Origin of the sequence: Niallia oryzisoli (assembly GCF_043641075.1) — a bacterium.
GTDB classification, from domain to species: domain Bacteria; phylum Bacillota; class Bacilli; order Bacillales; family Cytobacillaceae; genus Bacillus_BD; species Bacillus_BD oryzisoli_A.
On sequence record NZ_JBHZRC010000005.1, the window covers coordinates 13,706 to 39,161 of the forward strand.

The window sequence follows — 25,456 nt, forward strand, 5'->3', positions numbered from 1 at the left end:
GAATGAATATATTGGTAATCGGCCGGGGCGGCAGGGAGCATGCCATTTGCCGTAAAGTGAAGGAAAGTCCGAAAGTCGATAAAGTATTTGTGGCACCAGGAAATGCTGGGATGACGGATGTTGCTGAATTGATTCAAATCGACGAAGCGAGCCAGGAGAAGCTTGTTGAATTCGCGTTAGCGAATAATGTAGGTCTTACGATTATTGGTCCTGAAGTACCGCTTTTAGAAGGACTTGCTGATCGTTTTGCGGAAGCTGGCTTGAAGGCCTTTGGTCCAAAGCAAAAAGCGGCTGAAATTGAAGGAAGTAAAGCCTTTGCTAAGGAGTTAATGCAGAAATATCATATCCCGACTGGCGAGTATGCTGTGTTTACAGACTATGAACAAGCGGTTGCCTATATTAAGGAAAAAGGTGCACCGATTGTTATTAAGGCGGATGGGCTTGCAGCTGGTAAAGGTGTAACAGTTGCTTTAACATTGGAGGATGCCTTAGCAAGCATTAAAGAAATGATGGTTGATGCAAAATTTGGGACTGCTTCAGCAACAGTGGTTATTGAGGAATTTTTAGAGGGTGAGGAATTTTCACTCATGGCCTTGGTTAATGGTGAAAAGGTAACTCCGTTAGAAATTGCTCAGGACCATAAGCGTGCGTTTGATGGCGATCAAGGGCCAAATACTGGCGGTATGGGGGCTTATTCTCCGGTTGAACACATTGGTCAAGAAACGGTAAATACAGCAATTGAAACAGTATTAAAACCGGCTGCAAAGGCGATGGTACAAGAGGGCCGCAGCTTTTGCGGTGTGCTTTATGCCGGCTTGATTAAAACAGAAAAAGGTCCAAAGGTTATTGAATTTAATGCCCGATTCGGCGATCCGGAAACACAGGTTGTTCTTCCACGCATGACTTCAGATCTCGTTGACGTTATTGAGAAGGTAATTGACGGTGAAGAAGTAGTAATCAGCTGGGACGAGCAAGCGATGCTGGGTGTGGTTGTAGCATCAAACGGATATCCTGAGGAATATGAAAAAGGTGCGGTATTGCACGATTTAGATAAAGTAAGCAGTGATTTATTTGTCTTCCATGCTGGTACGAAGCTGGGTGATTCCGGTGAATTTGAAACAAATGGCGGTCGTGTGCTTTTAGCCGGCGCAAAGGCAAATTCACTTAAAGAAGCACAAGAGGCTGTTTATAAAGGGCTGGAAAACCTTCAATGTGACGGAGTATTCTACCGTAAAGATATTGGGTATAAAGCAATTGCCTTTATGAACAAATAATAAACAAAAAGGATGGCAGGCCTTTTGGCTACCATCCTTTCCATTATCTATCAGAAGAAGCTTTAAGATGGAACAGTTTCATCAAATGCGTGTCTTGATTCGGTCGGCTCTGATTTCGTCTCTAACAGGTTTGCTCCCTGTCCGTTTTGAATAAGCGCTGTAATTGGACAAAAACGAACAATCCCCTCAGCCACTTTCATTGCTCCACATATGGACATTAATAAATAGGAATTACAGTAGGGTCTTTTAGAAAGCTTTGCTGTACACCAGGATAAAAGAGAGAGACCTATCGTAATTCTAATTAGTGCATTAAGAATCCCAATATTTTTTTCTACCTTTATCATGCTATCAGTCCTTTCTAAGAATGAATAAATTTACAATATTTTTACGTTCAACTTTAGTGCGCTAAACCGTAATATATGTTAATATGGGTTATGAACACCTTGTAAGGGTTTACATTATATCGATAAAAAGGAGGGGCGTAACATGCTTGAACAACGCTACCGATGGAAAAATAAACATTTACGAGAACATGTTGCAGTCATGGATGGTAATCTTGCCCCGACCATACTTCTAAAAAATGCTCGTTACTTAAATCAAACATTTCGCAAATGGATGACAGCTAACATCTGGATCCATGATGATCGAATTGTTTATGTTGGAAATAGTTTGCCGCAAAACACGAAAGGCTGTGAAGTGGTTGATTGTACAGATGTAACACTTGTGCCTGGTTACATTGAGCCGCATTCACACCCATTTCGTTTATATAATCCCCTTTCACTGGCCGCCTATGCATCCCAGTTTGGAACAACGACGATGATCAATGACAATCTTTTGTTATTTTTGCAGCTCGATAAAAAGAAAGCGTTTACCTTCTTGAGGGAAATGAGACAAATTCCATCCACCATGTATTGGTGGAGCCGGTTTGATTCTGAGACAGAAATTAAGGATGAGGAAGTGACCTTTTCCCACAGTCATGTTAAGTCTTGGCTTGAGCATGACGCAGTTCTGCAGGGCGGAGAGTTAACTGGTTGGCCTAAATTGCTGGACGGCGATGATATGATGCTTCATTGGATTCAAGAAGCAAAACGAATGAGAAAGAAAATTGAAGGTCACTTCCCCGGTGCTTCTGAGAAAACATTGGCAAAAATGGTTCTGTTAGGTGCTGACAGTGACCATGAAGCTATTAACGGAGAAGAGGTCTATAACAGACTGATGCAGGGATACACAGTATCATTAAGATATTCAAGCATACGTCCGGATTTACCGAGACTTTTAGATGAAATTCATGAGCTCGGGATTGATGTCTATGATAAATTTATGTTGACGACTGATGGTTCCTCAGCGGATTTTTATGAACAAGGAATCATTGATAATATGATCAGAATAGCAATTGAAAAGGGTGTCCCTGTTATTGATGCGTATAATATGGCGACAATCAATGTTGCTAGACATTACAATATCGATTATTTACATGGAAACATCGCCACAGGCCGGATTGCTAATATCAATTTCTTAACGGATGAAAACAACCCTACACCTGTATCAGTATTAGCAAAAGGACAATGGGTTAAACGTGATGGGGTCATTAATCGAGATAGTTATAAGATATCTCCAGGATATGAATTCGATTTAGTTCCATTGCAATTAGATTGGGATTTAACGTTTGAAGACCTGCAGTTCTCTATGCCTGTTGGAATTTCAATGGAAAATGCCGTTATTACGAAGCCTTATTCACTATCCATTGATGTCTCCGGTGATATTCTAAACAATAGCAAAGATGAATGCTTCTTTATGTTTATTGACAGGAATGGAAAGTGGAGAATCAATACAATTATAAAAGGTTTTGCCGAAAACCTTTCCGGCTTGGCAAGCAGCTTCACACATACAGGAGACATTATTTTAATCGGAAAAAATAAACATGATATGCTAAAGGCTTTTGAGCGGATGAAGGAAATAGGCGGCGGAATTGTTATTGTTGAAAATGGTGAAGTTGCAAAGGAAATCTCACTGCCATTAAGAGGATTAATGTCTAAAAATCCAGTTGAGGAGCTCATAACAGAACAAAAGGAGTTTGTCACATACATGCAGGAAAAGGGATATCGTTATGCAGATCCTTTCCAAACGTTACTATTTTTCTCAGCAACCCATTTGCCGTATATTCGGATTACGCCAGTCGGAATGTATGAAGTGAAAAAGAAAATGGTACTCTTTCCGACTATAATGCGTTAAAATATAAAAGTGGTAAAATAGAACAATGAATGAGGTGTGTTCTATATGTGGAAAAGGTTAGTAACCATTGCAGCCATTTCCTTCTTTATTATTCTAGCAGGCTGCAGTCCGAAAGAACAGACTGTTAAAGAGAATGAAGATGCGTCAGAATCAAATAAGGGAGAGGTTAACGAAGAGGCAGCACCGCAAGAATTACCTTATCAATTTCCGTTAACCGGTATTGGGAGTTCCGAAGCTGTTGATGGAAGAGCGGTAGCCGTTATGGTGAATAACCATCCTAAGTCAAGACCGCAGTCTGGACTTACTAAAGCGGATCTTGTCTTCGAAATTCTGGCTGAGGGAAATGTAACACGGTTTCTTGCTATTTTCCAAAGTGAACAACCTGATATCATTGGATCTGTTAGAAGTGCTCGTGAATACTATATTGAGCTTGCTAAAGGCTATGACAGCCTTTATATCGCCCATGGAAACAGCGCAGGTGCGAAGGATATGCTTGATAGAGGATATATCGATCATCTAAATGGTCTATACTATGATGGAACATTGTTTGAACGGGCTGACTTCCGTGACGCACCACATAACTCCTATATCTCTTTTAAGAATATACTAAAAGGGGCAGAACAAAACAACTACGATATGGAGAAGGCTCCTGAACCACTGGTATTCTTAACAGAGGATGAAGTGAATGCTTTGTCTGGTGATAAAGCTGAGAAGGTTTCAATCTCCTATTACGATAAAACCTTTAGCTCAACGTTTGAATATGACGATAAGTTAAAGAAATATAAGCGTTTTTCAAATGGAGAACAGACAATTGATTATGACACGCAGGAGCCGGTGTTAGTTGATAATGTGTTTATTGTTGAAATGAAACATACCATTATTGATAGTAATAACGGATTGCGTGATATTGATTTATTAAGCGGTGGAAAAGCCTATCTATTGCAAAAAGGACAAAAGATTGAAGTGGAATGGAGAAATGTTGACGGCAGGATTCTACCTTATGCGAATGGTGAAACCGTAGGATTTGTACCAGGAAAAACATGGATTAACGTGGTTCCGACAGATCCTGGACTTGAGCAGCTTGTTTCCTTTGAGTAAATTGTTACTTTTTGTATGCTTATAAAGGAGTAATCTTAATGCAAATCGAAAAATTACGAGGAAAAGAACTAGATCAGTTATTTAATGCTGTCCTGTCATTGAATGATTTAGAAGAATGTTATCGATTTTTTGATGACCTTTGTACTGTAAACGAAATTCAGTCATTGGCGCAACGTTTAGAAGTGGCAAGAATGCTTCGTGAAGGAAAAACGTATCATACAATCGAAACAGAGACAGGTGCTAGCACAGCTACCATTTCCCGTGTAAAACGTTGTTTGAACTACGGAAATGATGCTTACGAAATGGCATTGGAACGAATTAAGGAAGACCAACCAACCGCAGCTGAAGAATAATACACCGAAAACCGATGGAAACATCGGTTTTTTTGTGCTTACAGGCTTAAGTTTATGTAGTTGCAAGGCTCTTTGGCTACCTTTTTTGGTTGATATACAGCACAATGGTCATCAGAAAAGGCTCTTGGTTCCCTTTTTCAACCTCTTACTTTATAACTTGAATTAGTCTGTCAATACAAGGTCCAATTTCTTTTTTCATTTAAATTCTCTAATGCTATAATGATGTAATGTAAACATGGAATGGAGGAAGTTTTGCGTGTATGATGTACGTGAGTGGAGGCATGTTTTTAAACTTGATCCGAATAAATCAATTTCAGATGAGCAGCTCGAAAGGATATGTGAATCCGGAACAGATGCCATTATTGTGGGCGGTACTGATGGAGTCACACTTGAAAATGTGCTAGACTTGATGGCTCGGGTCCGCCGTTACACAGTCCCATGTGTATTAGAAATTTCTTCAATTGAAACAATCACACCTGGGTTTGATCTTTATTTTATCCCGACCGTTCTAAATAGTCGTAACCCAAAATGGATTACAGGTTTGCATCAAGAGGCTATTAAGGAATATGGGGATATTATGAATTGGGATGAATTTTCCTTTTTAGGCTATTGCATTCTAAATAATGATTGCAAAGCAGCCAAACTGACGGAGGCAAACACCGATTTAACTAAAGAAGATGCTGCAGCGTATGCCATGATGGCTGAGAGAATGTTCCATCTGCCTGTTTTTTATTTGGAATATAGCGGTACATACGGTGACCCGGCTGTAGTAAAAGAGGCAAAGAGTGTATTAAAAAATACGCTTTTATTTTATGGGGGCGGTATTTCCAATCGTGAGCAAGCAAGGGAAATGGCGGCACTAGCCGATGTAATTGTGGTAGGAAATAGTCTTTATGAAGATATTGATGAAGCTTTGCAGACTGTAAAAGCAGTTAAAGAAAAATGATTGAATAATGGATGTACGAAGCGTAAAATAAATACAGAAAACTAGAACAAATGTTCGAATGGCGGTGGATAATCAAAATGAATTTTTTAACAGATAAACTGTTAAATGGCCTGAATCCGCAGCAGCAGGAAGCGGTGAAAACGACAGATGGCCCGTTGTTACTTATGGCAGGTGCAGGAAGTGGAAAGACAAGAGTACTAACACATCGAATAGCTTATTTAATGGTAGAAAAGCAAATCAACCCCTATAACATCTTAGCGATTACGTTCACGAACAAGGCGGCGCGCGAAATGAAGGACCGTATCTATCGATTGATGGGCGGAGCGGCAGATGAGGTATGGATTTCTACCTTTCACTCTATGTGCGTACGGATTTTAAGAAGAGATATTGACCGGATTGGCTATAACCGAAATTTTTCGATTTTGGATTCGGGAGATCAGCTTTCCGTTATTAAGCAGATATTAAAGGATAGGAACCTCGATCCGAAAAAGCATGATGCGCGTGCAATTTTAGGCGCCATCAGTTCGGCAAAAAATATCTTAATCGATCCTGAAGAGTTTGCAAAAAATGTCGGAGATTATATGGAACAAATCGTAAGCGATGTTTACAGCGAGTATCAAAAACGCCTGCGTAAAAATCAAGCCCTAGACTTCGACGACCTCATCATGATCACAATCAACTTATTTAAACGAGTCCCAGAGGTACTTGAATTTTATCAAAGAAAATTTCAATATATTCACGTTGATGAGTACCAAGATAGTGCGACACGTTGCTAATTGAAAAGATTAGCCACTAGAAATTTTTTCTAGGAGAACTAAGAATCTGAAGAGTCGAATGATGGAGTAACGCCCTGAAAGGCTCGCCTAATCCTCCGAATAGCGTTCGGACGGTGCAAAACGTCTGAAGGTTATAAGCTCGGTGAAGTCGGTTGAAGGTCATCCTAACGTGAAAGACGAGGAAAGCTCTCTGGAGGCAGAGGGTATGGCTGATAGACCGGGGTTCTACAAGACAATCTATGGTGAGAAATTAGATGTCACAGCCATCTATTGACGAAATTCCGAATGTACGGCTCTAGAGGTATAGCTATTCGAAACGGATAGTCCCGCATGCCGGGGTTAGTGAGGTAGAGTAAAATTTGTCTTTATGAAATACTTTATGATGTTACAGGCATCATCCAGCTAACAGGGCTAGAGGAATCACCTACGGATTGTGTATGTATAGATAGGATTCTTGGAACGTGGTAAGCCGGCAACGTGGAGAGTTTGCACTCTGTGAAGCGGTGGCAGGAAAAGCGTATATTTCGAAAGAATATACGTATAACCTCCTTTGTGTCGGTGAAGGTAATGGCATAGTACCAATGAAACTGTGATAACAAACAGTGGAGGGATAGCCATTAGTCAACTGTTAGAAGACGACATTATTAACACAGAAGTTCAGGTTCGCGTATGACTAAGAGAAATGAAAGCTGAAATCACAAACCAATATGGTATGTGAATGAGGTGAGTAATTGACTGATACCAATGAAAAGCCGAAGAAGTTAAAGTCACAAAAGCTGAGAAACAATGAGTAGTACAACACGCAAGACGTATTTGACAAGTTATATCAACAAAGCTCTGAAGGGTACTCCTTCACGAAACTTTATGAGTTAGTGATAAACCCAGCTAATGTAAAACTTGCTTTTCGCAACATAAAGAAAAACAAGGGAAGTAAAACGTCTGGAGTGAATCAAAATACTATATTCAATATAGGTCTCAGGAGTCCGGATAAACTTGTACAATATGTAAAGAACCGCCTAGAGGATTACAAACCTCATAAGGTAAAACGTAAGGAAATCCCAAAACCAAATGGTGGAGTTAGACTGCTCGGAATACCAACAATCGAAGATAGACTTATACAGCAGTGTCTTAAACAGGTATTAGAGCCAATATGTGAAGCAAAGTTCCACAAACATAGTTATGGTTTTCGCCCAAACCGTGGAACGCTGCATGCATTTTCAAGAGCGGTCACACTAGCTAATAAAAACAAACTACATTATGTTGTAGATGTTGATATTAAAGGCTTCTTTGATAACGTTGACCATGGTAAATTGCTAAAACAACTCTGGTCATTAGGGATTAGGGATAAAAGAATACTTTCAATCATAAGTAAGTTACTCAAAGCTGAAATCAAAGGAATAGGTGTTCCGACAAAAGGAACTCCGCAGGGCGGAATTATTTCACCGTTACTTTCAAACGTAGTTCTAAATGAATTCGATTGGTGGATTAGTAATCAGTGGGAAACATTTAAAACAAAACGGAATTATACGAGAGAACGTGTAATTAGCGGTAAAATGAGAGTTGACGAAACTGGTAAATACCGAACCCTAAGAAATTATTCCAATTTGAAGGAAATGTTTATTGTACGATATGCAGATGACTTCAAAATTTTCTGTCGAGACCACAAAACAGCATTTACAGTGTTCGAAGCGGTTAAAAAGTGGTTGAAAGAAAGATTAGGCTTAGAGATTAATCATGAAAAATCGAAAGTAGTCAACTTACGCAAGAATTACTCTGAATTTCTAGGTTTTAAGTTCAAAGTAATTCAAAAGGGTAAAAAGCGTGTTGTTAAATCACACATGTCGGACAAATCAAAGCGTAATGTAGTTGAGAAAATCAAAACGAAAGCTGAATTTATTCGAAGACTTCAGAGTAAAGCAGAAGTCACTAAATTCAACTCAACGGTTCTAGGTATGCACAACTACTATCGACATGCGACTCACACAACAAAGGATTTCAGCGAAATCTCATACTCAGTCAAACGAATCCTGTATAACAAACTCAAAAAAGTAAAGAGCAAAAATGGACTTATCACTTCCTACTTTAAAAAGACATACAAAGATTACTTGAACAAAAAGAAAAACTTTGTGTGTGGAATGATATTGTTTCCAATAGATGGGGTAAAGCATAAAAGCCCATTAAACTTCACTCAAGAAAAGAATAGTTATACTGCTGAAGGCAGGCTCTTGATTCATAACAGTCAAGAAGCTGTACCACCCTTCATGGTACATTATCTTATGGAGAACCCAATTAAATCCGAGAGTATGAAATACAACGACAATCGGATATCCAGGTATATCGCTCAGTTAGGTAAATGTGCGATAACTGGAAGGGATTTAGAAATAGGAGAAATGGAATTACACCATAAAAAGCCAAAGGTTAAGGGTGGAAGTGATGCTTACAACAACCTTGTATTTATAACCAAGGAAGTTCATAAGCTTATCCACGCAGTAAACGAGAAGACTATTATCAAATATCTTTCGGTACTAAATCTAGAGGGAGATCAATTGAGTAAAGTTAACGCTCTTCGTAAACGAGTTGAAAACTGTGCAATAGATAATGTAACGAGCTAGTAGTTGATGGGGCGCCGTATGAGGTGAAAGTCTCACGTACGGTGCTAAGCGGGGGAAAAGACGGAGATGACTTCAAACTCTTACCTATCGCAACCCAATAAATCCCAATATTTATTAGTTAAATTATTAGCTTCCAGATTCCAGAACCTGTGTGTTGTCGGTGATTCGGATCAATCCATCTATCGTTGGCGTGGAGCGGATATTGCGAATATCCTTTCCTTTGAAAAGGATTATCCAAGAGCACAGGTCATTCTGCTGGAACAAAATTACCGCTCAACGAAGAATATTCTGCAGGCGGCTAATAAGGTTATTGCCAACAATATGAACCGGAAAGAAAAGAATCTTTGGACGGATAATCCAGAGGGGAATAAAATCCAATATTATCGTGCAGACAGTGAACAGGGAGAAGCACAGTTTGTTGTCGGTAAGATGAAGGAACTAGCGCAAAAGGAAAATCGTAAGTGGTCGGAAATCGCTATTCTTTATCGGACCAATGCGCAGTCACGTGTAATGGAGGAAGCATTACTCAAGTCGAATATTGAATATACGATTGTAGGAGGCACAAAGTTCTACGATCGTAAGGAAATTAAAGATATTCTTGCGTATCTTCGCTTGATTGCAAACCCTGATGATGATATCAGTTTGCAAAGAATTATCAATGTTCCGAAGCGGGGCATTGGTTCAAGCTCCTTTGATAAAATGGCTAACTTTGCTGGGAGTTATGATCTATCGATTCACAAAGCCCTTGATTCTGTTGAACTAATGGGATTAAGCCCTAAAATCACTAAAGCAACAGCAGAATTTAGAGATTTAGTTAATAATTTCTCAAATATGCAGGAGTATTTGTCGGTAACGGAGCTCGTAGAAGAGGTTCTAGAAAAAATAGGCTACCGTGAAATGCTTCAGGCAGAGAAATCAATTGAAGCCCAAAGCAGGCTGGAAAATATAGACGAGTTCCTCTCCGTTACGAAAAACTTTGAGGAAAATAATGATGATAAAAGCTTAGTCGGCTTTTTAACGGACCTTGCATTGGTGGCAGATATTGATAGGCTTGATGATGATGGAGAACAGACAGATGCAGTTGTGCTGATGACCCTTCACTCAGCAAAAGGATTGGAATTCCCTGTTGTGTTCTTAATTGGACTGGAAGAGGGCGTGTTCCCGCACAGTCGTTCACTAATGGAAGAAGCTGAAATGGAAGAAGAACGGCGGTTGATGTATGTTGGGGTGACAAGGGCGGAACAGCAGTTATTTCTAACCAATGCCAAAATGAGAACCTTATTTGGACGAACCAACATGAATCCTCCATCTCGTTTTATTAAGGAAATTCCTGTGGAATTATTGGAAGGACTGGAGCCGGCCAAAAAGACTTCATTCTCTCCAAGTACAGGAGCAGGTGGAACGAGACTTCAGTCGCAGCGTAAGGCGGTCATGAGGCCTGCCGTAACGGACACAGGCGGAAATGACGTTCAATGGAAGGTTGGGGATAAGGCCCAGCATGGAAAATGGGGAACCGGCACGGTCGTTAGTGTCAAAGGCAGCGGCGACGGTACGGAGCTCGATATTGCTTTCCCAAGCCCAACTGGTATTAAGAGGCTATTGGCTAAGTTTGCCCCGATTAAGAAGGCATAAGACTATTTAAGTTTGGAGGAAAAGAAGCAAATATGGATCTTCAAACAGCGGAAAAAAAGATAAATGAATTACGCAGTCAGTTAAATCAATATAACTATGAATATTATGTTCTTGATAAGCCATCTGTTCCAGATGCAGAATACGATCAGCTATTGAAGGAATTAGGGAAGCTTGAAGAGGAATTTCCGGCGCTTGTTACCCCCGATTCGCCTACACAGCGTGTCGGGGGACAGGTTATTGACATGTTTCATAAAGTGACACATGACAGTCCGATGCTAAGTCTAGGAAATGCCTTTAATGAAGAAGATTTACGTGATTTTGACCGAAAAGTGCGCCAGGCTGTCGGCGATCAATACTCATATGTATGTGAGCTGAAAATTGATGGGTTAGCAATTTCCTTAAAGTATGAGAACGGTCTTTTCCTACAAGGCGCAACCCGAGGTGATGGAACGGTTGGTGAGGATATTACAGCAAATTTGAAAACGATTCGCTCCATCCCGCTTCGTCTCAAAGAGCCGGTTACATTGGAGGTACGCGGTGAAGCTTTTATGCCAAAGCGTTCATTTCTTAGATTGAATGAGCTAAGAGAAGAAAATGGCGAAGAATTATTTGCAAACCCAAGAAATGCAGCGGCTGGTTCTCTGCGTCAGCTTGATCCGAAAATCGCAGCTTCAAGAAATTTGGATATTTTCTTATATTCGATTGCCAATACAGGAGATACCAGAGTAGAATCTCATAGTGAAGGTCTCGATTGGCTTGATCAGCTTGGATTCAAAACCAATAAGGAACGGAAAACCTGCGCGAATATTGAGGAAGTGTTGCAGTATATAGCAGGCTGGGGTGAAAAACGGCCGAATTTGCCATATGAGATTGACGGGATTGTTATAAAGGTCGACTCCCTGTCCCAGCAGGAGGAGCTTGGTACTACTGCAAAAAGCCCGCGCTGGGCCATTGCCTACAAGTTTCCGGCAGAGGAGGTTGTAACGACTTTACTTGATATTGAACTAAATGTAGGACGGACCGGGGTGATTACACCAACGGCTATCTTAAGTCCTGTAAAAGTAGCCGGTACAACCGTGCAAAGGGCATCCCTTCATAACGAGGATTTGATTCGTGAAAAGGACATAAAAATCGGGGATCAGGTCGTAGTGAAAAAAGCCGGTGATATCATTCCGGAAGTGGTTAATGTTTTGCCGGAAAGAAGAACAGGTGAAGAAAAGGAATTTCATATGCCTACCCATTGTCCAGAATGTGACAGTGAGCTTGTTCGCATCGAGGGTGAAGTGGCGCTTCGCTGCATCAATCCGAAATGTCCGGCGCAAATCCGTGAGGGGTTAATTCACTTTGTTTCACGAAATGCGATGAATATTGATGGTCTTGGTGAAAGAGTCATCAGTCAGTTATTTGCTGAAGAATTAATTCAAGATGTTGCAGATTTATATAAATTAACGAAGGAGCAATTACTTGGATTAGAGCGGATGGGCGAAAAGTCAGTAACGAATTTGCTGGCCGCGATTGCGGCATCGAAATCCAACTCACTTGAGAAGCTGCTATTTGGCTTAGGAATCCGCCATGTTGGTGCCAAAGCAGCGAAAACACTGGCGCAGCAATTTGAGGAAATGGACAGACTATCGCAAGCATCCCGTGAAGAATTAACAGCTATTAATGAAATCGGTGAAAAAATGGCCGATTCCATTGTTACTTTCTTTGAACAGGAGGAGGTCCAAGAGCTCCTTCAAGAGTTAAAAGAATTAGAAATAAATATGAAGTATACGGGTGCAAAACCGATTGCAAGTGAAGAAAGTGACTCTTTCTTTTTCGGTAAAACAATCGTGTTAACTGGAAAATTAGTCGATTTGACAAGAAATGAAGCGAAAGAAAAGATTGAAGCACTTGGCGGAAATGTAGCTGGGAGTGTGAGTAAAAAGACAGATTTAGTGATTGCCGGTGAAGATGCAGGCTCGAAGCTAAAGAAAGCGGAAGACTTAGGCATCACGGTGTGGAATGAGGAGAGACTGGTTGAAGAATTATCGAAATAAGAGGTGTTATACGTGAGGAAAGTCTTAAGTATAGCTCTCTTTTCAGTCTTGTTATTATCAGGCTGTGCACCCAACTTCCAAAAACAAGAAGAGGTTGTACAGGATCAGAAGGAATCAGATGAGAAAGCGATTATTCCTAAGTATAAAATTTCTGATGATTATTATCGGACGATTTTACCTTTTAAATCATCAGAGGCTCGTGGATTAGTCGTAAATAATTTGAATTCGAAATATGATCTGAATGAGTTTGAGACGGGATTGATGAGAGTAGCTCATAATACGTTTGATCCTGATAAGTATTTGTTTCAAGAAGGACAATACTTAAAGGCTGATACGGTAAGATTGTGGTTGAATCGTAAGTTTACTCCAGCGCAATTGGAAGCAAAAGAATTGAAGGAATCACAGAATATCGGTTTGAATCCAATTGATGATGAGCAGGGGAGCATTGAGGAAAGAAACGAAAAGAGCCCCATTTATTTGGCACATATTTTAGAGCATAATTACCTGGTAAAAGGTGATAATGGCAAGGTAAGTCTTGGCGGCGTAGTGATTGGACTTGCCATGAATTCAATACACTATTATCAAAAGGAACAATATGGTGCAACATTTGAAACAAAAATTTCGAAGGAAACAATGGAAACTGAAGGAAAGAAGATAGCGGAAGAAGTCGTTAAACGATTACGAAAAATCGATGGATTGAAAGAGGTGCCGATTACGATTGCCTTGTTCCAGCAGGAAAAAAGAACATCTGTCGTGCCGGGCAACTTTTTCACTTATTCAACTGCTGGGAAAGGGAGCTCTGAATTAGGAGACTGGAAGGCGATTGATGAGAAGTACATCCTATTTCCATCCAGTGAAGCCACAGAGCAGCATAGGGATGATGCTACTTCCTTCTCTAATTTTAAACAGGACGTGGAGACGTATTTTCCAAACTTTAACGGGGTAGTAGGAAGGGCCTTTTATGCAGGTGGGCATTTACAGGAATTAAATATTGATATCCCAATCCAGTTTTATGGTAAATCGGAAGGGATTGGCTTTACACAGTTTGTTACGGGGAAAGTGATGGAGCATTTTCCGGATTACATTTCCGTTCAAGTGAATATTTCCTCTGTAAATGGACCGGAAGCGTTAATTGTGAAAGACGTAGATCAAAAAGAGCCTTTTGTTCATATTTATCATTAAAGCGTAATAAGATAGAGAGACAAGCGTTTCTCTATCTTTTTTCGTTGGTGAAAAAAGTGAGTCTACGTTCATCGTTGGCAGCTGCCTATCTCTAGTATAGGACTTTGTCGAAAAGTATATTTGCTAAATTTTTAAAAAGTTATACATTTTCGAAAATTCTGTTATATAATACTGTACAGAGGACGATGAATGTTTTATAACAGGGAGGGGATTCATTAATATGTCCACACAAAAGGTTGGAATTCAAATTGTCGGAAAATTATTGCCGGGCTATGAGACGATCTTATCTCCAGATGCATTAAGTTTTATCGAGCAGTTGGAAGAGAGATTCGGTAAACGGCGTAAGGAGCTGCTTAAACAAAGACAAGTAAGGCAAAAGGAGATTGATCAAGGAAAGCTGCCAGATTTTCTGCCTGAAACCGCTCATATTCGAAATGGAGATTGGACCATTCGGCCGCTTCCGAAGGATCTTCAAGACCGACGTGTGGAAATAACCGGACCAACCGATCGAAAGATGATTATCAATGCTCTCAATTCCGGTGCTAAAGTCTTCATGGCGGATTGCGAGGATGCCACTGCTCCGACATGGAGAAATATGATTGAAGGGCAGATTAACCTACGAGATGCCGTAAGGAGAACAATTTCTTTTCATAATCCTGCCGGAAAAGAATACAAATTAAAGGAACAAACCGCCGTGCTTCTGGTACGCCCAAGGGGATTCCATTTAGAGGAAAAGAATATTCTTTTAGACGGCCAGCCTATTTCCGGAAGTCTTCTTGATTTTGGCTTGTACTTTTTCCATAATGCAAAGCAGCTAATCGAACGGGGTACGGGTCCATATTTTTATCTTCCGAAGCTTGAAAGCCACCATGAAGCAAGATTGTGGAATGATGTCTTCGTCTTTGCACAGGATTATCTGAATATCCCGCAAGGTACCATCAAGGCAACGGTATTAATTGAAACCATCATGGCTGCCTTTGAAATGGACGAAATTCTCTATGAACTGAGGGACCACTCAGCGGGCTTGAATTGCGGAAGATGGGATTATATTTTCAGTTATTTGAAAAAGCTGCGTAATCAGGATCATGTTATTTTACCTGATCGCTCACAGGTCACAATGACTGTTCCATTTATGAGATCCTATTCTTTATTAACGATTCAAACCTGTCATCGAAGAAAGGCTCCGGCCATTGGCGGAATGGCTGCACAAATTCCGGTCAGCGGGAATCCAAGAGCAAATGAGGAAGCATTTGCGAAGGTTCGTGCCGATAAAGAACGTGAAGCACGTGATGGTCATGATGGAACATGGGTAGCACATCCAGGCTTAGTACCAGTAGCGATGGAGGTATTTAATCGTGAAATGCCTGAAGCTAACCAAATACATTCATCAAAGCAGCAATCGATTAAGGTGAATGCAAGCCATTTATTGGCTGTGCCAACGGGAACGATTACTGAAGCTGGGTTACGCATGAATATCAAAGTCGGTATTCAATATATCGCTTCCTGGTTATGTGGTAGAGGTGCAGCACCGCTCTATCATTTAATGGAAGACGCTGCAACCGCTGAAATTAGTAGAGCACAGGTTTGGCAATGGATTCGTCATCCAAAGGGTGTATTGGATGATGGAAGAAAAGTAACAGCAGAGATGTATGAAAGATTAAAAACAGAAGAGCTGGAAAACGTCAAATCAGAAATCGGTGCAGAGGCCTATCAAAATGGCCGTTTCAATGAAGCGATTCAATTATTTGATAGGCTGATTCTTAGAGATGAATTTGTGGATTTTCTAACCTTACCTGGTTATGAAATTTTAGAGTGATTTTTTTGAACGACCGTTCGTTATAAAGTTAATATTTCTATTAATTCATTCTATAAAAAGTATACATTTTGGTCAATAGATTAGTAGATTCATAGGAAAACATACTCGTCGTTCTCTATGTGATGAATTTTGAATCTATTCTGTATGAACAAAGGAGATGTTTGTAGATGGTACAAAATCGTGTTCAACAATTAAAAGAAAGCTGGAGAAATGAAGAAAGATGGAAAGGGATTAAAAGACCATATACAGCCGAGGAAGTTATTAAGCTGAGAGGTTCGATTGATATCGAACATACATTGGCAAGACGAGGTGCAGAGAAGCTTTGGAAAATGATCAATGAAGAGGATTATGTTGCTGCACTTGGTGCTTTGACTGGTAATCAGGCTGTCCAACAGGTAAAGGCAGGCCTTAAGGCTATCTATTTAAGTGGCTGGCAGGTTGCAGCAGATGCAAACCTTTCCGGGCATATGTATCCTGACCAAAGCTTATATCCGGCAAACAGTGTACCGCATGTAGTAAAGCGTATCAATCAGGCTCTCCAGCGTGCAGACCAAATTCATCATGTAGAAGGCGATAGAAGAATTGATTGGTTCGCACCAATCATGGCGGATGCTGAAGCAGGCTTTGGCGGACAGTTGAACTGCTTTGAATTAATGAAGAGTATGATTGAAGCCGGCGCAGCAGGAGTTCATTTTGAGGATCAGCTCTCCTCTGAGAAAAAATGCGGCCATTTAGGCGGGAAGGTACTACTTCCGACTCAAACAGCGGTTCGAAATTTAGTTGCAGCTCGTCTTGCGGCAGATGTAATGGGTGTTCCGACGATTCTCGTGGCCCGTACAGATGCAAATGCAGCAGATTTAATTACAAGTGATGTGGATCCATATGATGCACCGTTTATTACAGGGGAGAGAACATCAGAAGGGTTCTTCCGCACAAAGGCTGGCTTAGATCAGGCCATCGCACGTGGGCTTGCATATGCACCGTATGCCGATCTGGTTTGGTGTGAGACATCTGAACCGAACCTTGAAGAAGCAAGACGATTTGCTCAGGCAATTCACGAGAAATACCCAGGCAAACCGTTAGCTTATAACTGTTCACCATCCTTTAACTGGGAGCAAAAGCTTGATAAGCAAACCATTGCAGAGTTCCAGAAGGAGCTTGGTAAAATGGGCTATAAATTCCAGTTTGTTACACTTGCAGGCTTCCATGCGTTGAATCACAGCATGTTTGAACTAGCACGCGGCTATCGTGATTATGGTATGGCAGCATACTCTGCATTACAGCAGGCAGAATTCGGCAGCGAGCAATACGGCTATACGGCTACAAGACATCAAAGGGAAGTAGGAACAGGCTATTTCGACCAGGTTTCAATGATTGTTACAGGCGGACAGTCATCTACAACGGCTCTAAAAGGTTCAACAGAAGCCGAGCAGTTTAACTCTAAATAAAGTTGTCCATGCAATCCCCTCTTTTATCCGAAGAGGGGATTTTTTGATTTGAGGATGGAAAAGCTGATATTATTCACTTGTAGAGAATTAGAAACATACATAATAGTAGGTTCATTAGTCAAGGAGGTGTGGCAAATGCCGAAACCAGACGTTGAAGAGTATCTTCAGCAAGGCATTCATGGTCCAAAGGAGACGAATCCCGATGAAAGAAGAAAGTACCTAGGGACATTACGTGAAAGAATCGAAGTTGCCCTAACACAGGGGCAGGTAATGGAAGAGGAGATTTACAGCGATGTGGAGCAGGAAATGAAGGAGCATCCGCAAACACATCTATATTTAAATGGACATATCGATTACAGCTATTTATCGAAATATATTAAAAAGGCCAATCAAAATAACATTGAGTTCACTATAGTGACCAACAATGAGCATAACACGGATATTGGCTTAATTCTTGCTCATTCAGATGCTGTTAATAAAGAAAATATTCTAGTCACAAGAAAACCAGCCTTTACAGAGGTGCAGGAAGAGAAAAAGGGAGTATTTTCCTTTTTTAAAAAACTAATCCCATAATAAAAAAAGTGTCAGGTATTGTCTAATAAGCAGGCCTGACACTCTTGTTTAGCATACTAAAGTTTGATATTATCAAATTATTGTGTGATTGTTCGAATACTGTAGGAGGTGACCAAATTGACAAAAATTACAATTGATGAAGTGAAGCATGTGGCGAATTTAGCAAGACTTGGGATTACTGATGAAGAGGCTGAAAAGTTTGCTGAACAGCTAGGTGCCATTATTACCTTTGCTGAACAGCTGAATGAACTTGACACTGACAATGTAGAGCCAACTTCACACGTATTAGATATGAAAAATGTTATGCGTGAGGATATAGCAAAGCCTGGTCTGCCGGTTGAAGAAGTATTGAAAAATGCTCCAGCCCATGAATACGGACAAATAAAAGTACCAGCCATTATTGAGTAAGGAGGAGAGGCCCTGTGAGTTTGTTTGATCATAAAGTATCAGATCTACATGAGCTGCTACATAAAAAAGAAATTACAGTGTCTGATCTTGTCGATGAATCGTATAAACGAATTCAAGAAGTAGATGACAAGGTACAGGCCTTTTTAACGTTAGATGAGGAAAGAGCCCGGGAAACGGCGAAAAGTCTAGATAATAAAATAGGGACAGACGAATCTAAAGGATTGCTGTTTGGGATGCCAATCGGCGTGAAGGATAATATTGTGACAAAGGATTTACGTACAACCTGCGCCAGCAAGATTCTTGAAAACTTTGACCCTATCTACAATGCAACGGTAGTTGATCATTTACATAAAGCAGAAACGATTACAATCGGTAAATTAAATATGGATGAATTTGCAATGGGTTCTTCCAATGAAAACTCTGGATTCCAAAAGACCTTTAACCCATGGAATCTAGAAAAGGTTCCAGGAGGCTCATCAGGTGGCTCTGCGGCAGCTGTTGCAGCTGGAGAAGTGCCTTTTTCATTGGGTTCCGATACAGGCGGTTCCATTAGACAACCGGCTTCCTTCTGTGGTGTTGTAGGATTAAAGCCGACATATGGCCGTGTATCCCGATTCGGTTTAGTGGCATTTGCCTCTTCATTAGATCAAATTGGTCCAATTACGAGAAACGTTGAAGATAATGCGTACTTACTTCAGGCTATTTCCGGTCTTGATCCGATGGATTCTACTTCAGCAAATGTTGAAGTACCAAATTTTGTCCAAGCATTAACAGGCGATGTTAAGGGATTAAGAATTGCTGTGCCTAAGGAATACTTAGGTGAGGGTGTTGAAGAAGAAGTACGTCAATCTGTTTTAGATGCATTGAAAGTATTAGAAAAGCAGGGTGCGGTTTGGGAAGAAGTGTCACTGCCTCATTCTAAGTATGCTTTAGCTACTTACTATTTACTTTCATCCTCTGAAGCATCAGCCAACCTGTCCCGCTTTGACGGTGTCCGCTACGGCTATCGTTCACCAAACGCTGAAACGCTGATAGACTTGTATAAGAATACAAGAGCAGAGGGATTTGGCGATGAGGTTAAGCGTCGTATCATGCTTGGAACCTTTGCATTAAGCTCCGGGTATTATGATGCTTATTATAAAAAAGCACAGAAAGCTCGTACGTTGATTAAGAAGGATTTCGAAGATGTATTTGAAAAATATGATGTTATTGTAGGGCCGACTACACCAACACCTGCTTTCTCAATTGGTTCAAAGATCTCTGATCCATTAACCATGTATATCAATGATATTTTAACGATTCCTGTTAACCTGGCAGGAGTGCCGGGAATTTCTGTTCCTTGTGGATTTAGTAATGGAATGCCGCTAGGATTGCAGATTATTGGAAAGCATTTTGATGAAAGTACCGTTTACCGCGTTGCCCATGCGTATGAGCAGGCAACAGATTATCATAAGCAAAAGCCTGCACTGTAAGGGGGGAGAACATTGGAATTTGAAACGATAATTGGACTTGAAGTCCATGTGGAATTAAAAACAGACTCAAAAATCTTTTCAGCGAGTCCCAATCAATTTGGAGCAGAGCCGAATACAAATACATCTGTCATCGAACTAGGTTATCCAGGCGTGCTGCCTGTTTTAAACAAAAAGGTAGTCGATTATGGTATGAAGGCTTGTATGGCATTAAACTGCGAAGTAGCATCTGAAACAAAATTTGACCGAAAAAACTATTTTTACCCGGATAATCCAAAGGCGTATCAAATCTCACAATTTGATAAACCAATTGGTGAACACGGATGGATTGAAATTGAAGTGGATGGCTATAAGAAGAAGATTGGTATTACCCGTATTCATTTAGAGGAAGATGCTGGTAAATTGAATCATGGTCCTGGTTATTCACTTTGTGATTATAATCGCCAGGGAACACCGTTAATTGAGATTGTATCGGAGCCGGATATCCGTACCCCAAATGAAGCGTATGCTTATTTGGAAAAATTGAAATCAATCATTCAATATACAGGTGTATCTGATTGTAAAATGGAAGAGGGTTCACTACGCTGTGATGCCAATATCTCACTTCGCCCAGTAGGCCAAGAAAAGTTTGGTACGAAAGCAGAGTTAAAGAACTTAAACTCCTTTAACTTTGTCCGTAAAGGTCTTGAATATGAAGAAAAAAGACAGGCACAGGTATTACGTTCAGGCGGTGTTATTGAGCAGGAAACACGTCGTTATGACGAAGCAACCAATACAACGATCCTTATGCGTGTAAAAGAAGGATCTGACGACTATCGTTATTTCCCAGAGCCTGACTTATTAGATATTTATATCGATGAAGAATGGAAGGCACGTGTTCGTGCAGAAATTCCAGAGCTTCCGGATGAACGCAAAAAACGTTACGTGGAAGACCTTGGACTGCCAGCATACGATGCGGCCGTTTTAACAGTAACAAAAGAAATGTCTGATTTCTTTGAAGCAACTGTTCAAGCAGGTGCAGATGCAAAGCTTGCTTCTAACTGGATCATGGGTGATGTTTCAGCATACTTGAATGCGGAACAAAAGGAGTTACATGAAGTGGCGCTTACTCCGGAATCGCTTGCCGGCATGATTAAATTAATCCAGGACGGTACGATTTCATCCAAAATTGCGAAAACTGTTTTTAAAGAGTTAATTGAAAACGGCGGCGATGCTGCAACGGTTGTTAAAGAAAAAGGACTTGTACAGGTTTCTGATGAAGGCGCCCTTCTAAAATGGGTAACTGAAGCAATTGATGCGAATCCGAAGTCAGTTGAAGACTTTAAAAATGGAAAAGCAAAGGCGATTGGCTCCCTAGTTGGACAAGTCATGAAAGCATCAAAAGGACAAGCAAACCCACAAATGGTTAATAAGCTTTTGATGGAAGAATTACAAAAACGTTAAATAGGTAAAAAGCTGATGGAGGATTCCATCAGCTTTTTTTGATAATATGTCTTTTAAATCCGACAAATTTATCTTTGATTTCCCGGGAAAAGATAGAAAAAGACAAAAAGGAGGGCTTCAATGCCTTCCTTTTTGTCTTTTATTGTTTATCGTGTTTAAGTAAAGCAATACTTTCGTTAAATGATTTCTCGACTGAATCGTTATGCTTGAAGGTCATTAAGCTGACAACGACTGAGAAAATCAGGTTAATAATAAACCCAGGGACAATTTCATATAACTGGAATGGAATGACACCTGCTTCTGTTAAGTTAGCCCAAAGGATAACGGTAACAGCGCCGGAAACCATACCTGCAATGGCTCCCCAGTTTGTCATTTTTCTCCAGAATAAGCTTAAGATGATGACAGGACCGAATGATCCTCCAAAACCCGCCCATGCATAGGCTACTAGATTTAGGATTGTATTATCTTGTTCAAAAGCTAGAATGGCAGCAACTACTGATACGACTAGAACGGCCATTCTTCCTAAGAAGACATATTCTTTATCGCTGCCATCTTTGCGCAATAACACTTTGTACAAGTCCTCTACTAATGCACTTGAGGTGACAATTAATTGGGAAGAAACGGTACTCATGATGGCTGCAAGAACAGCTGCTAATAAGAATCCGGCTACAAGTGGATGAAATAGAATTTGACCCAATGTAATGAATACTGCCTCAGGATTACTTAATGTATACTCTGTATGCTTTTCAAAAAAGGCGATACCAATTAGGGCTGTAAGAATAGTTCCAATCAAGGAAAAAATCATCCAGCTCATCCCAATTCTTCGTGCACTTTTTATTTCCCTGACCGTCGTAATCGCCATAAAGCGGACAATGATATGTGGCTGTCCGAAATATCCGAGTCCCCAAGCCATAGCGGAAACGATACCAATTAAGGTCGTTCCTTTAAAAAGATCAAGATGCGTAGGATCAATTGCCTTAATCGTGTCTAGTGTTTCAACAGGCCCGCCAGTATGGAATATGGCAAGAGCGGGAACAAGTAAAAGGGCAATCACCATCATAAGTCCTTGGAGAAAATCGGTATAGCTTACGGCTAAGAATCCTCCAAAAAGAGTATAGGCAACTGTAACACCGCCAACAATAAGTAATCCGGCATGATAACTAATACCAAAGGAATTTTCAAAGAATACACCGCCGGAAACCATTCCTGAAGAGACGTAGAAAGTGAAAAAGACGAGGATAACAATACCTGAAACAATTCTTAACAGTTTTGTTGTATCGTGAAATCGGTTTTCTAAATAACTTGGAATTGTAATCGAGTCATTCGCCACTTGTGTGTAAGCGCGCAGCCGCGGTGCAACAAAGAACCAGTTACAATAGGCGCCAATGGTAAGACCTATGGCAATCCATGCATCGGCAAGTCCTGTGACATACACTCCACCCGGCAAGCCCATTAAGAGCCATCCGCTCATATCTGCTGCACCGGCACTTAAAGCTGTCACAGCTGGTCCAAGAGAGCGTCCGCCAAGCATATAATCAGTTAAATTTTGCGTTTTCCTATAGGCATACCAACCAATCCACAACATGGCCGCAAGATAAAAGACAATGGCTATCAGTTGATAGGTTTCGTTTGACATAAAAATTCTCCTTTAAAAATCTATTATATTAATATTGTATCTTTACTATTTCTATAATAATTTAAATGGTCTACCTTGTACAAGGGTTCACAATGTGAAATATTAAAATTATCTACATTCTTTATAAAATTCATATAACTAATAGATATAATACTTCTTTTTGGTACGTATTTATAGAATATTTCTAAAAGTTTATGATCGATTGCAAACGTAATACTTGAAATTAGCTACAGGAATATGGGTAAAATGATAGAAGTAGTAATGAAGCAATGATATTAATAGATATTGAGGTGTAACGACGGATGGAATTATTAGATTGGTTTAATAAAGGGTTAACACCAGAAGCATATATTGAAGGAATGAATGTGAATAAGGATGAGATGAATAAAATCTATTCCGCTTATTCATTGAATAGTGAAGAACAGGAGCAAATCCAGGCTATCAAGGATAAGGGGCTGAAGGTTATTGTCCTATCCGAGGATTGGTGCGGCGATGCTATGTTAAATAACCCCATTCTATTAAAGCTTGCTGAGGCTGCAGAAATGGATGTCCGGTTTATTTTACGCGACCAAAACCTTGAGCTGATGGATCAGTACTTAACAAATGGAACATCAAGAGCTATTCCAATCTTTATTTTTATCGATCAGGATGGTGAGGAAAAAGCCGTGTGGGGACCGAGAGCAGAAAAGCTGCAAGAGCTTGTAACAAGTGAACGAGGCAAGCTGCCTGATCAGGAAAGTCCAGATTTCAAAGACAAACAGATGGACATGTACAAAGGATTAAAAGCAAGATATCTCCAAGAGGAAGAGCTCTGGCACACCGTTGCAGGCAGCATTTTAGCCTCATTAAAGTAGTACCTGGTGTCAGGCACCACAAAAAGACAAAATCATTCATTTGTCCATAATCGGTGTCAGGCACCGCAAAAGGACAATATCGTTCATTTGTCCATAAATGGTGCCTGACACCTCTATTGTGACACCTTTATTGGATCTTTTTGGTTTTAATCCGATCTTTGGCTAGGTTTTTATCATTGATTTTCGGTTCTTGATGATGGATAAAATTACGTATGTTTGTCCGATGGAGGAAAATAAGCAGCAACAGGAAAATAATAAAGAGGATATCATTTTCAGAGCCAGCCTCCATAATGGAATAAAGAAGTAAGACAATCCCGACTGAAAGAGAGCCAAAGAAGACGTACTTTGTAATAAAAATAACGAGAAAAAACGTAATATAAGTGATGAGGAATAACCAAAAATTAACGGCAAGCAGTGCGCCTGCAGTGGTGGCAATAGCCTTACCACCTCTAAAGCCTGCAAAGACAGGGAAGCAATGACCGATTACGGCAATCAGCCCAGGGTAAAGTGGATTCATTTCGGTTTGAAAAAGGATGGGTAATGAGGCTGCCAATGCTCCTTTTCCAACATCAACTAATAAGACTATAATGGCTGCCCTTTTTCCCAGCACTCTAAGTGTATTGGTTGCTCCCGGATTATTACTCCCATGCTCCCGTATATCAATGTTAAAGAACACCTTGCCCACGATTAAGGCTGTCGGGATGGAGCCGACTACATATGCAAGTATAGATATAAATAATGTCATAAGATCATCCTTTTAAATAGCTTATCTATAACAAATGTAATAAAAAGACATAAAAAATAGAAGTTATTTTTTTCTTTTTTTTCATAAAATAGAAAAGAGTTTGGAAACATTTATTGCTTCTAATATTCTATAATGGAAATATGGAATAGTTAGGAAATTACGTTTAAAAGGAGTTGGAGTTATGTTTAAGAAAGTAGCATCTGATGTACTAGGATTGAGTGATATTGGGAGTGTCATTAAACCAGCAGATTATGATAAGGTAGATGCCGATGATTATGTAATGCATGAAGAAAATGAAAAAATCTTCTTTTTAATTAAATCAAAAACAGATGAGTATTGCTTTACCAATAAGGCTGTTATCCATCTGGACGGCACAAGTGCAATAAGTAAAAAAAGATCCTTACGCCGTTACAGCTATGCAGAGCATAGCATTACAAATGTTGTTCTTGAAACAGCGGGTACGGTTGATTTAGATGTTGAAATTAAATTCACAATTGGTTCAGTACCGTTTTCTATCGATGTTCATAAAAAGTATATTGAAGAGTTGAAGGACCTGTACAAAGCATTGATTTCCATTGCTGAAATCTGTCGCGAGAATGCACTTTCATTGCAATATGCAGAGCAAAGCTTGAATTTAGCGTCCAACACCTTGGGTCGTTCAGCAGTTAACGGTGAAAATATGGTCGATAACTTCAAGCAAATCAATGATACGGCATTTAATTGGTTGATGGACAGCAGAAAGAAATACAAAGTTAAAGACTTTGGTTATGTGTTTGAGAAATTTATTAATAATTAATGGAAACCGGAAAAAAGGGAACTGTTATCAGTTCTCTTTTTTTGTCTAATGATAGAATAAACCTCGTTCTATTCAAGTTGTAATTTATTGATATAAAGGACATTTGTATGTATAATTCATAAAA

Annotated in this window: 20 protein-coding genes and 2 pseudogenes; 19 read left to right on the forward strand and 3 right to left on the reverse strand. The window is 40.1% G+C overall.

The features are described 5' to 3' along the window. The first annotated feature begins 2 nt into the window (after positions 1-2). Complete coding sequence (gene purD / locus ACHUFV_RS15615) at positions 3-1,274, forward strand: phosphoribosylamine--glycine ligase (protein ID WP_394235713.1); 1,272 nt, start codon at positions 3-5, stop codon at positions 1,272-1,274. Positions 1,275-1,336: 62 nt separating this feature from the next. Here purD and ACHUFV_RS15620 read toward each other — a convergent pair whose 3' ends face one another. Further along, positions 1,337-1,618, reverse strand: coding sequence for a YgaP family membrane protein (locus ACHUFV_RS15620; RefSeq protein ID WP_394235715.1), 282 nt, complete (start codon positions 1,616-1,618; stop codon positions 1,337-1,339). Positions 1,619-1,760: 142 nt separating this feature from the next. Between ACHUFV_RS15620 and ACHUFV_RS15625 the strand changes: the two genes are divergently transcribed. The 16 genes and pseudogenes from ACHUFV_RS15625 to gatB all read left to right on the forward strand — a co-directional run bounded on the left by ACHUFV_RS15625 (position 1,761) and on the right by gatB (position 21,301). Next, the gene (locus ACHUFV_RS15625; protein WP_394235717.1) at positions 1,761-3,506 is read left to right on the forward strand and encodes an adenine deaminase C-terminal domain-containing protein; all 1,746 of its coding nucleotides are present in this window, start codon (positions 1,761-1,763) and stop codon (positions 3,504-3,506) included. A 45-nt stretch (positions 3,507-3,551) separates the two neighbouring features. Then, positions 3,552-4,604: a DUF3048 domain-containing protein gene (locus ACHUFV_RS15630; RefSeq protein ID WP_394235718.1), complete on the forward strand. Its 1,053-nt coding sequence runs from the start codon at positions 3,552-3,554 to the stop codon at positions 4,602-4,604. A 38-nt stretch (positions 4,605-4,642) separates the two neighbouring features. After that, positions 4,643-4,957 carry a YerC/YecD family TrpR-related protein gene (locus ACHUFV_RS15635; RefSeq protein WP_394235720.1) on the forward strand — a complete coding sequence of 105 codons (315 nt, stop codon included), beginning with the start codon at positions 4,643-4,645 and terminating at the stop codon, positions 4,955-4,957. Between the two features lie 256 nt (positions 4,958-5,213). After that, on the forward strand, positions 5,214-5,903 hold the full coding sequence (pcrB, locus tag ACHUFV_RS15640; protein ID WP_394235722.1) for a heptaprenylglyceryl phosphate synthase: 690 nt from the start codon (positions 5,214-5,216) through the stop codon (positions 5,901-5,903). A gap of 77 nt (positions 5,904-5,980) precedes the next feature. Further along, positions 5,981-6,664, forward strand: a pseudogene (locus ACHUFV_RS15645) (UvrD-helicase domain-containing protein); the annotation flags it as partial. A 157-nt stretch (positions 6,665-6,821) separates the two neighbouring features. Beyond that, entirely contained in the window at positions 6,822-6,953 is a 132-nt protein-coding gene (locus ACHUFV_RS15650; protein WP_394235724.1) for a hypothetical protein, read from the forward strand. Between the two features lie 598 nt (positions 6,954-7,551). Continuing rightward, positions 7,552-9,291, forward strand: coding sequence for a group II intron reverse transcriptase/maturase (gene ltrA / locus ACHUFV_RS15655; protein ID WP_394235726.1), 1,740 nt, complete (start codon positions 7,552-7,554; stop codon positions 9,289-9,291). A gap of 96 nt (positions 9,292-9,387) precedes the next feature. Beyond that, a pseudogene (locus tag ACHUFV_RS15660) lies at positions 9,388-10,923 on the forward strand (3'-5' exonuclease); the annotation flags it as partial. Positions 10,924-10,955: 32 nt separating this feature from the next. Continuing rightward, on the forward strand, positions 10,956-12,962 hold the full coding sequence (gene ligA, locus ACHUFV_RS15665) for an NAD-dependent DNA ligase LigA (protein ID WP_394235728.1): 2,007 nt from the start codon (positions 10,956-10,958) through the stop codon (positions 12,960-12,962). 12 nt (positions 12,963-12,974) lie between these two features. Beyond that, the gene (locus tag ACHUFV_RS15670) at positions 12,975-14,144 is read left to right on the forward strand and encodes a CamS family sex pheromone protein (protein ID WP_394235730.1); all 1,170 of its coding nucleotides are present in this window, start codon (positions 12,975-12,977) and stop codon (positions 14,142-14,144) included. A gap of 220 nt (positions 14,145-14,364) precedes the next feature. Further along, positions 14,365-15,960 (forward strand): malate synthase A, encoded by a 1,596-nt coding sequence (gene aceB / locus ACHUFV_RS15675; protein WP_394235732.1) that lies wholly within the window; start codon positions 14,365-14,367, stop codon positions 15,958-15,960. Positions 15,961-16,127: 167 nt separating this feature from the next. Next, positions 16,128-17,408 carry an isocitrate lyase gene (gene aceA / locus ACHUFV_RS15680; RefSeq protein ID WP_394235734.1) on the forward strand — a complete coding sequence of 427 codons (1,281 nt, stop codon included), beginning with the start codon at positions 16,128-16,130 and terminating at the stop codon, positions 17,406-17,408. A 135-nt stretch (positions 17,409-17,543) separates the two neighbouring features. Continuing rightward, positions 17,544-17,981, forward strand: a complete 438-nt coding sequence (locus ACHUFV_RS15685; RefSeq protein WP_394235736.1) for a YueI family protein — start codon at positions 17,544-17,546, stop codon at positions 17,979-17,981. 117 nt (positions 17,982-18,098) lie between these two features. Then, positions 18,099-18,389, forward strand: a complete 291-nt coding sequence (gene gatC, locus ACHUFV_RS15690) for an Asp-tRNA(Asn)/Glu-tRNA(Gln) amidotransferase subunit GatC (protein WP_394235738.1) — start codon at positions 18,099-18,101, stop codon at positions 18,387-18,389. A 14-nt stretch (positions 18,390-18,403) separates the two neighbouring features. Beyond that, on the forward strand, positions 18,404-19,861 hold the full coding sequence (gene gatA / locus ACHUFV_RS15695; protein ID WP_394235739.1) for an Asp-tRNA(Asn)/Glu-tRNA(Gln) amidotransferase subunit GatA: 1,458 nt from the start codon (positions 18,404-18,406) through the stop codon (positions 19,859-19,861). 12 nt (positions 19,862-19,873) lie between these two features. After that, complete coding sequence (gene gatB, locus ACHUFV_RS15700) at positions 19,874-21,301, forward strand: Asp-tRNA(Asn)/Glu-tRNA(Gln) amidotransferase subunit GatB (protein WP_394235741.1); 1,428 nt, start codon at positions 19,874-19,876, stop codon at positions 21,299-21,301. 139 nt (positions 21,302-21,440) lie between these two features. On the opposite strand, the gene putP is transcribed toward gatB, so the two are convergent. After that, positions 21,441-22,937, reverse strand: a complete 1,497-nt coding sequence (putP, locus tag ACHUFV_RS15705) for a sodium/proline symporter PutP (protein ID WP_394235743.1) — start codon at positions 22,935-22,937, stop codon at positions 21,441-21,443. 302 nt (positions 22,938-23,239) lie between these two features. Between putP and ACHUFV_RS15710 the strand changes: the two genes are divergently transcribed. Beyond that, on the forward strand, positions 23,240-23,791 hold the full coding sequence (locus ACHUFV_RS15710; RefSeq protein ID WP_394235745.1) for a thioredoxin family protein: 552 nt from the start codon (positions 23,240-23,242) through the stop codon (positions 23,789-23,791). A 127-nt stretch (positions 23,792-23,918) separates the two neighbouring features. On the opposite strand, the gene plsY is transcribed toward ACHUFV_RS15710, so the two are convergent. Next, on the reverse strand, positions 23,919-24,536 hold the full coding sequence (plsY, locus tag ACHUFV_RS15715; RefSeq protein ID WP_394235747.1) for a glycerol-3-phosphate 1-O-acyltransferase PlsY: 618 nt from the start codon (positions 24,534-24,536) through the stop codon (positions 23,919-23,921). A gap of 181 nt (positions 24,537-24,717) precedes the next feature. Here plsY and ACHUFV_RS15720 point away from each other — a divergent pair, with 181 nt between their 5' ends. Further along, a complete protein-coding gene (locus ACHUFV_RS15720; protein WP_394235749.1) occupies positions 24,718-25,332 on the forward strand; it encodes a PH domain-containing protein in 615 nt (204 codons plus the stop codon). The last annotated feature ends 124 nt before the right edge of the window (positions 25,333-25,456 follow it).

What these genes read in the sequence shown, in the direction of transcription:
- purD (WP_394235713.1), top strand. Translation starts at nt 3, where the DNA reads ATGAATATATTGGTAATCGGCCGGGGCGGCAGGGAGCATGCCATTTGC.
- ACHUFV_RS15620 (WP_394235715.1), bottom strand. Translation starts at nt 1,618, where the DNA reads ATGATAAAGGTAGAAAAAAATATTGGGATTCTTAATGCACTAATTAGA.
- ACHUFV_RS15625 (WP_394235717.1), top strand. Translation starts at nt 1,761, where the DNA reads ATGCTTGAACAACGCTACCGATGGAAAAATAAACATTTACGAGAACAT.
- ACHUFV_RS15630 (WP_394235718.1), top strand. Translation starts at nt 3,552, where the DNA reads ATGTGGAAAAGGTTAGTAACCATTGCAGCCATTTCCTTCTTTATTATT.
- ACHUFV_RS15635 (WP_394235720.1), top strand. Translation starts at nt 4,643, where the DNA reads ATGCAAATCGAAAAATTACGAGGAAAAGAACTAGATCAGTTATTTAAT.
- ligA (WP_394235728.1), top strand. Translation starts at nt 10,956, where the DNA reads ATGGATCTTCAAACAGCGGAAAAAAAGATAAATGAATTACGCAGTCAG.
- aceB (WP_394235732.1), top strand. Translation starts at nt 14,365, where the DNA reads ATGTCCACACAAAAGGTTGGAATTCAAATTGTCGGAAAATTATTGCCG.
- aceA (WP_394235734.1), top strand. Translation starts at nt 16,128, where the DNA reads ATGGTACAAAATCGTGTTCAACAATTAAAAGAAAGCTGGAGAAATGAA.
- ACHUFV_RS15685 (WP_394235736.1), top strand. Translation starts at nt 17,544, where the DNA reads ATGCCGAAACCAGACGTTGAAGAGTATCTTCAGCAAGGCATTCATGGT.
- putP (WP_394235743.1), bottom strand. Translation starts at nt 22,937, where the DNA reads ATGTCAAACGAAACCTATCAACTGATAGCCATTGTCTTTTATCTTGCG.
- ACHUFV_RS15710 (WP_394235745.1), top strand. Translation starts at nt 23,240, where the DNA reads ATGGAATTATTAGATTGGTTTAATAAAGGGTTAACACCAGAAGCATAT.
- plsY (WP_394235747.1), bottom strand. Translation starts at nt 24,536, where the DNA reads ATGACATTATTTATATCTATACTTGCATATGTAGTCGGCTCCATCCCG.
- ACHUFV_RS15720 (WP_394235749.1), top strand. Translation starts at nt 24,718, where the DNA reads ATGTTTAAGAAAGTAGCATCTGATGTACTAGGATTGAGTGATATTGGG.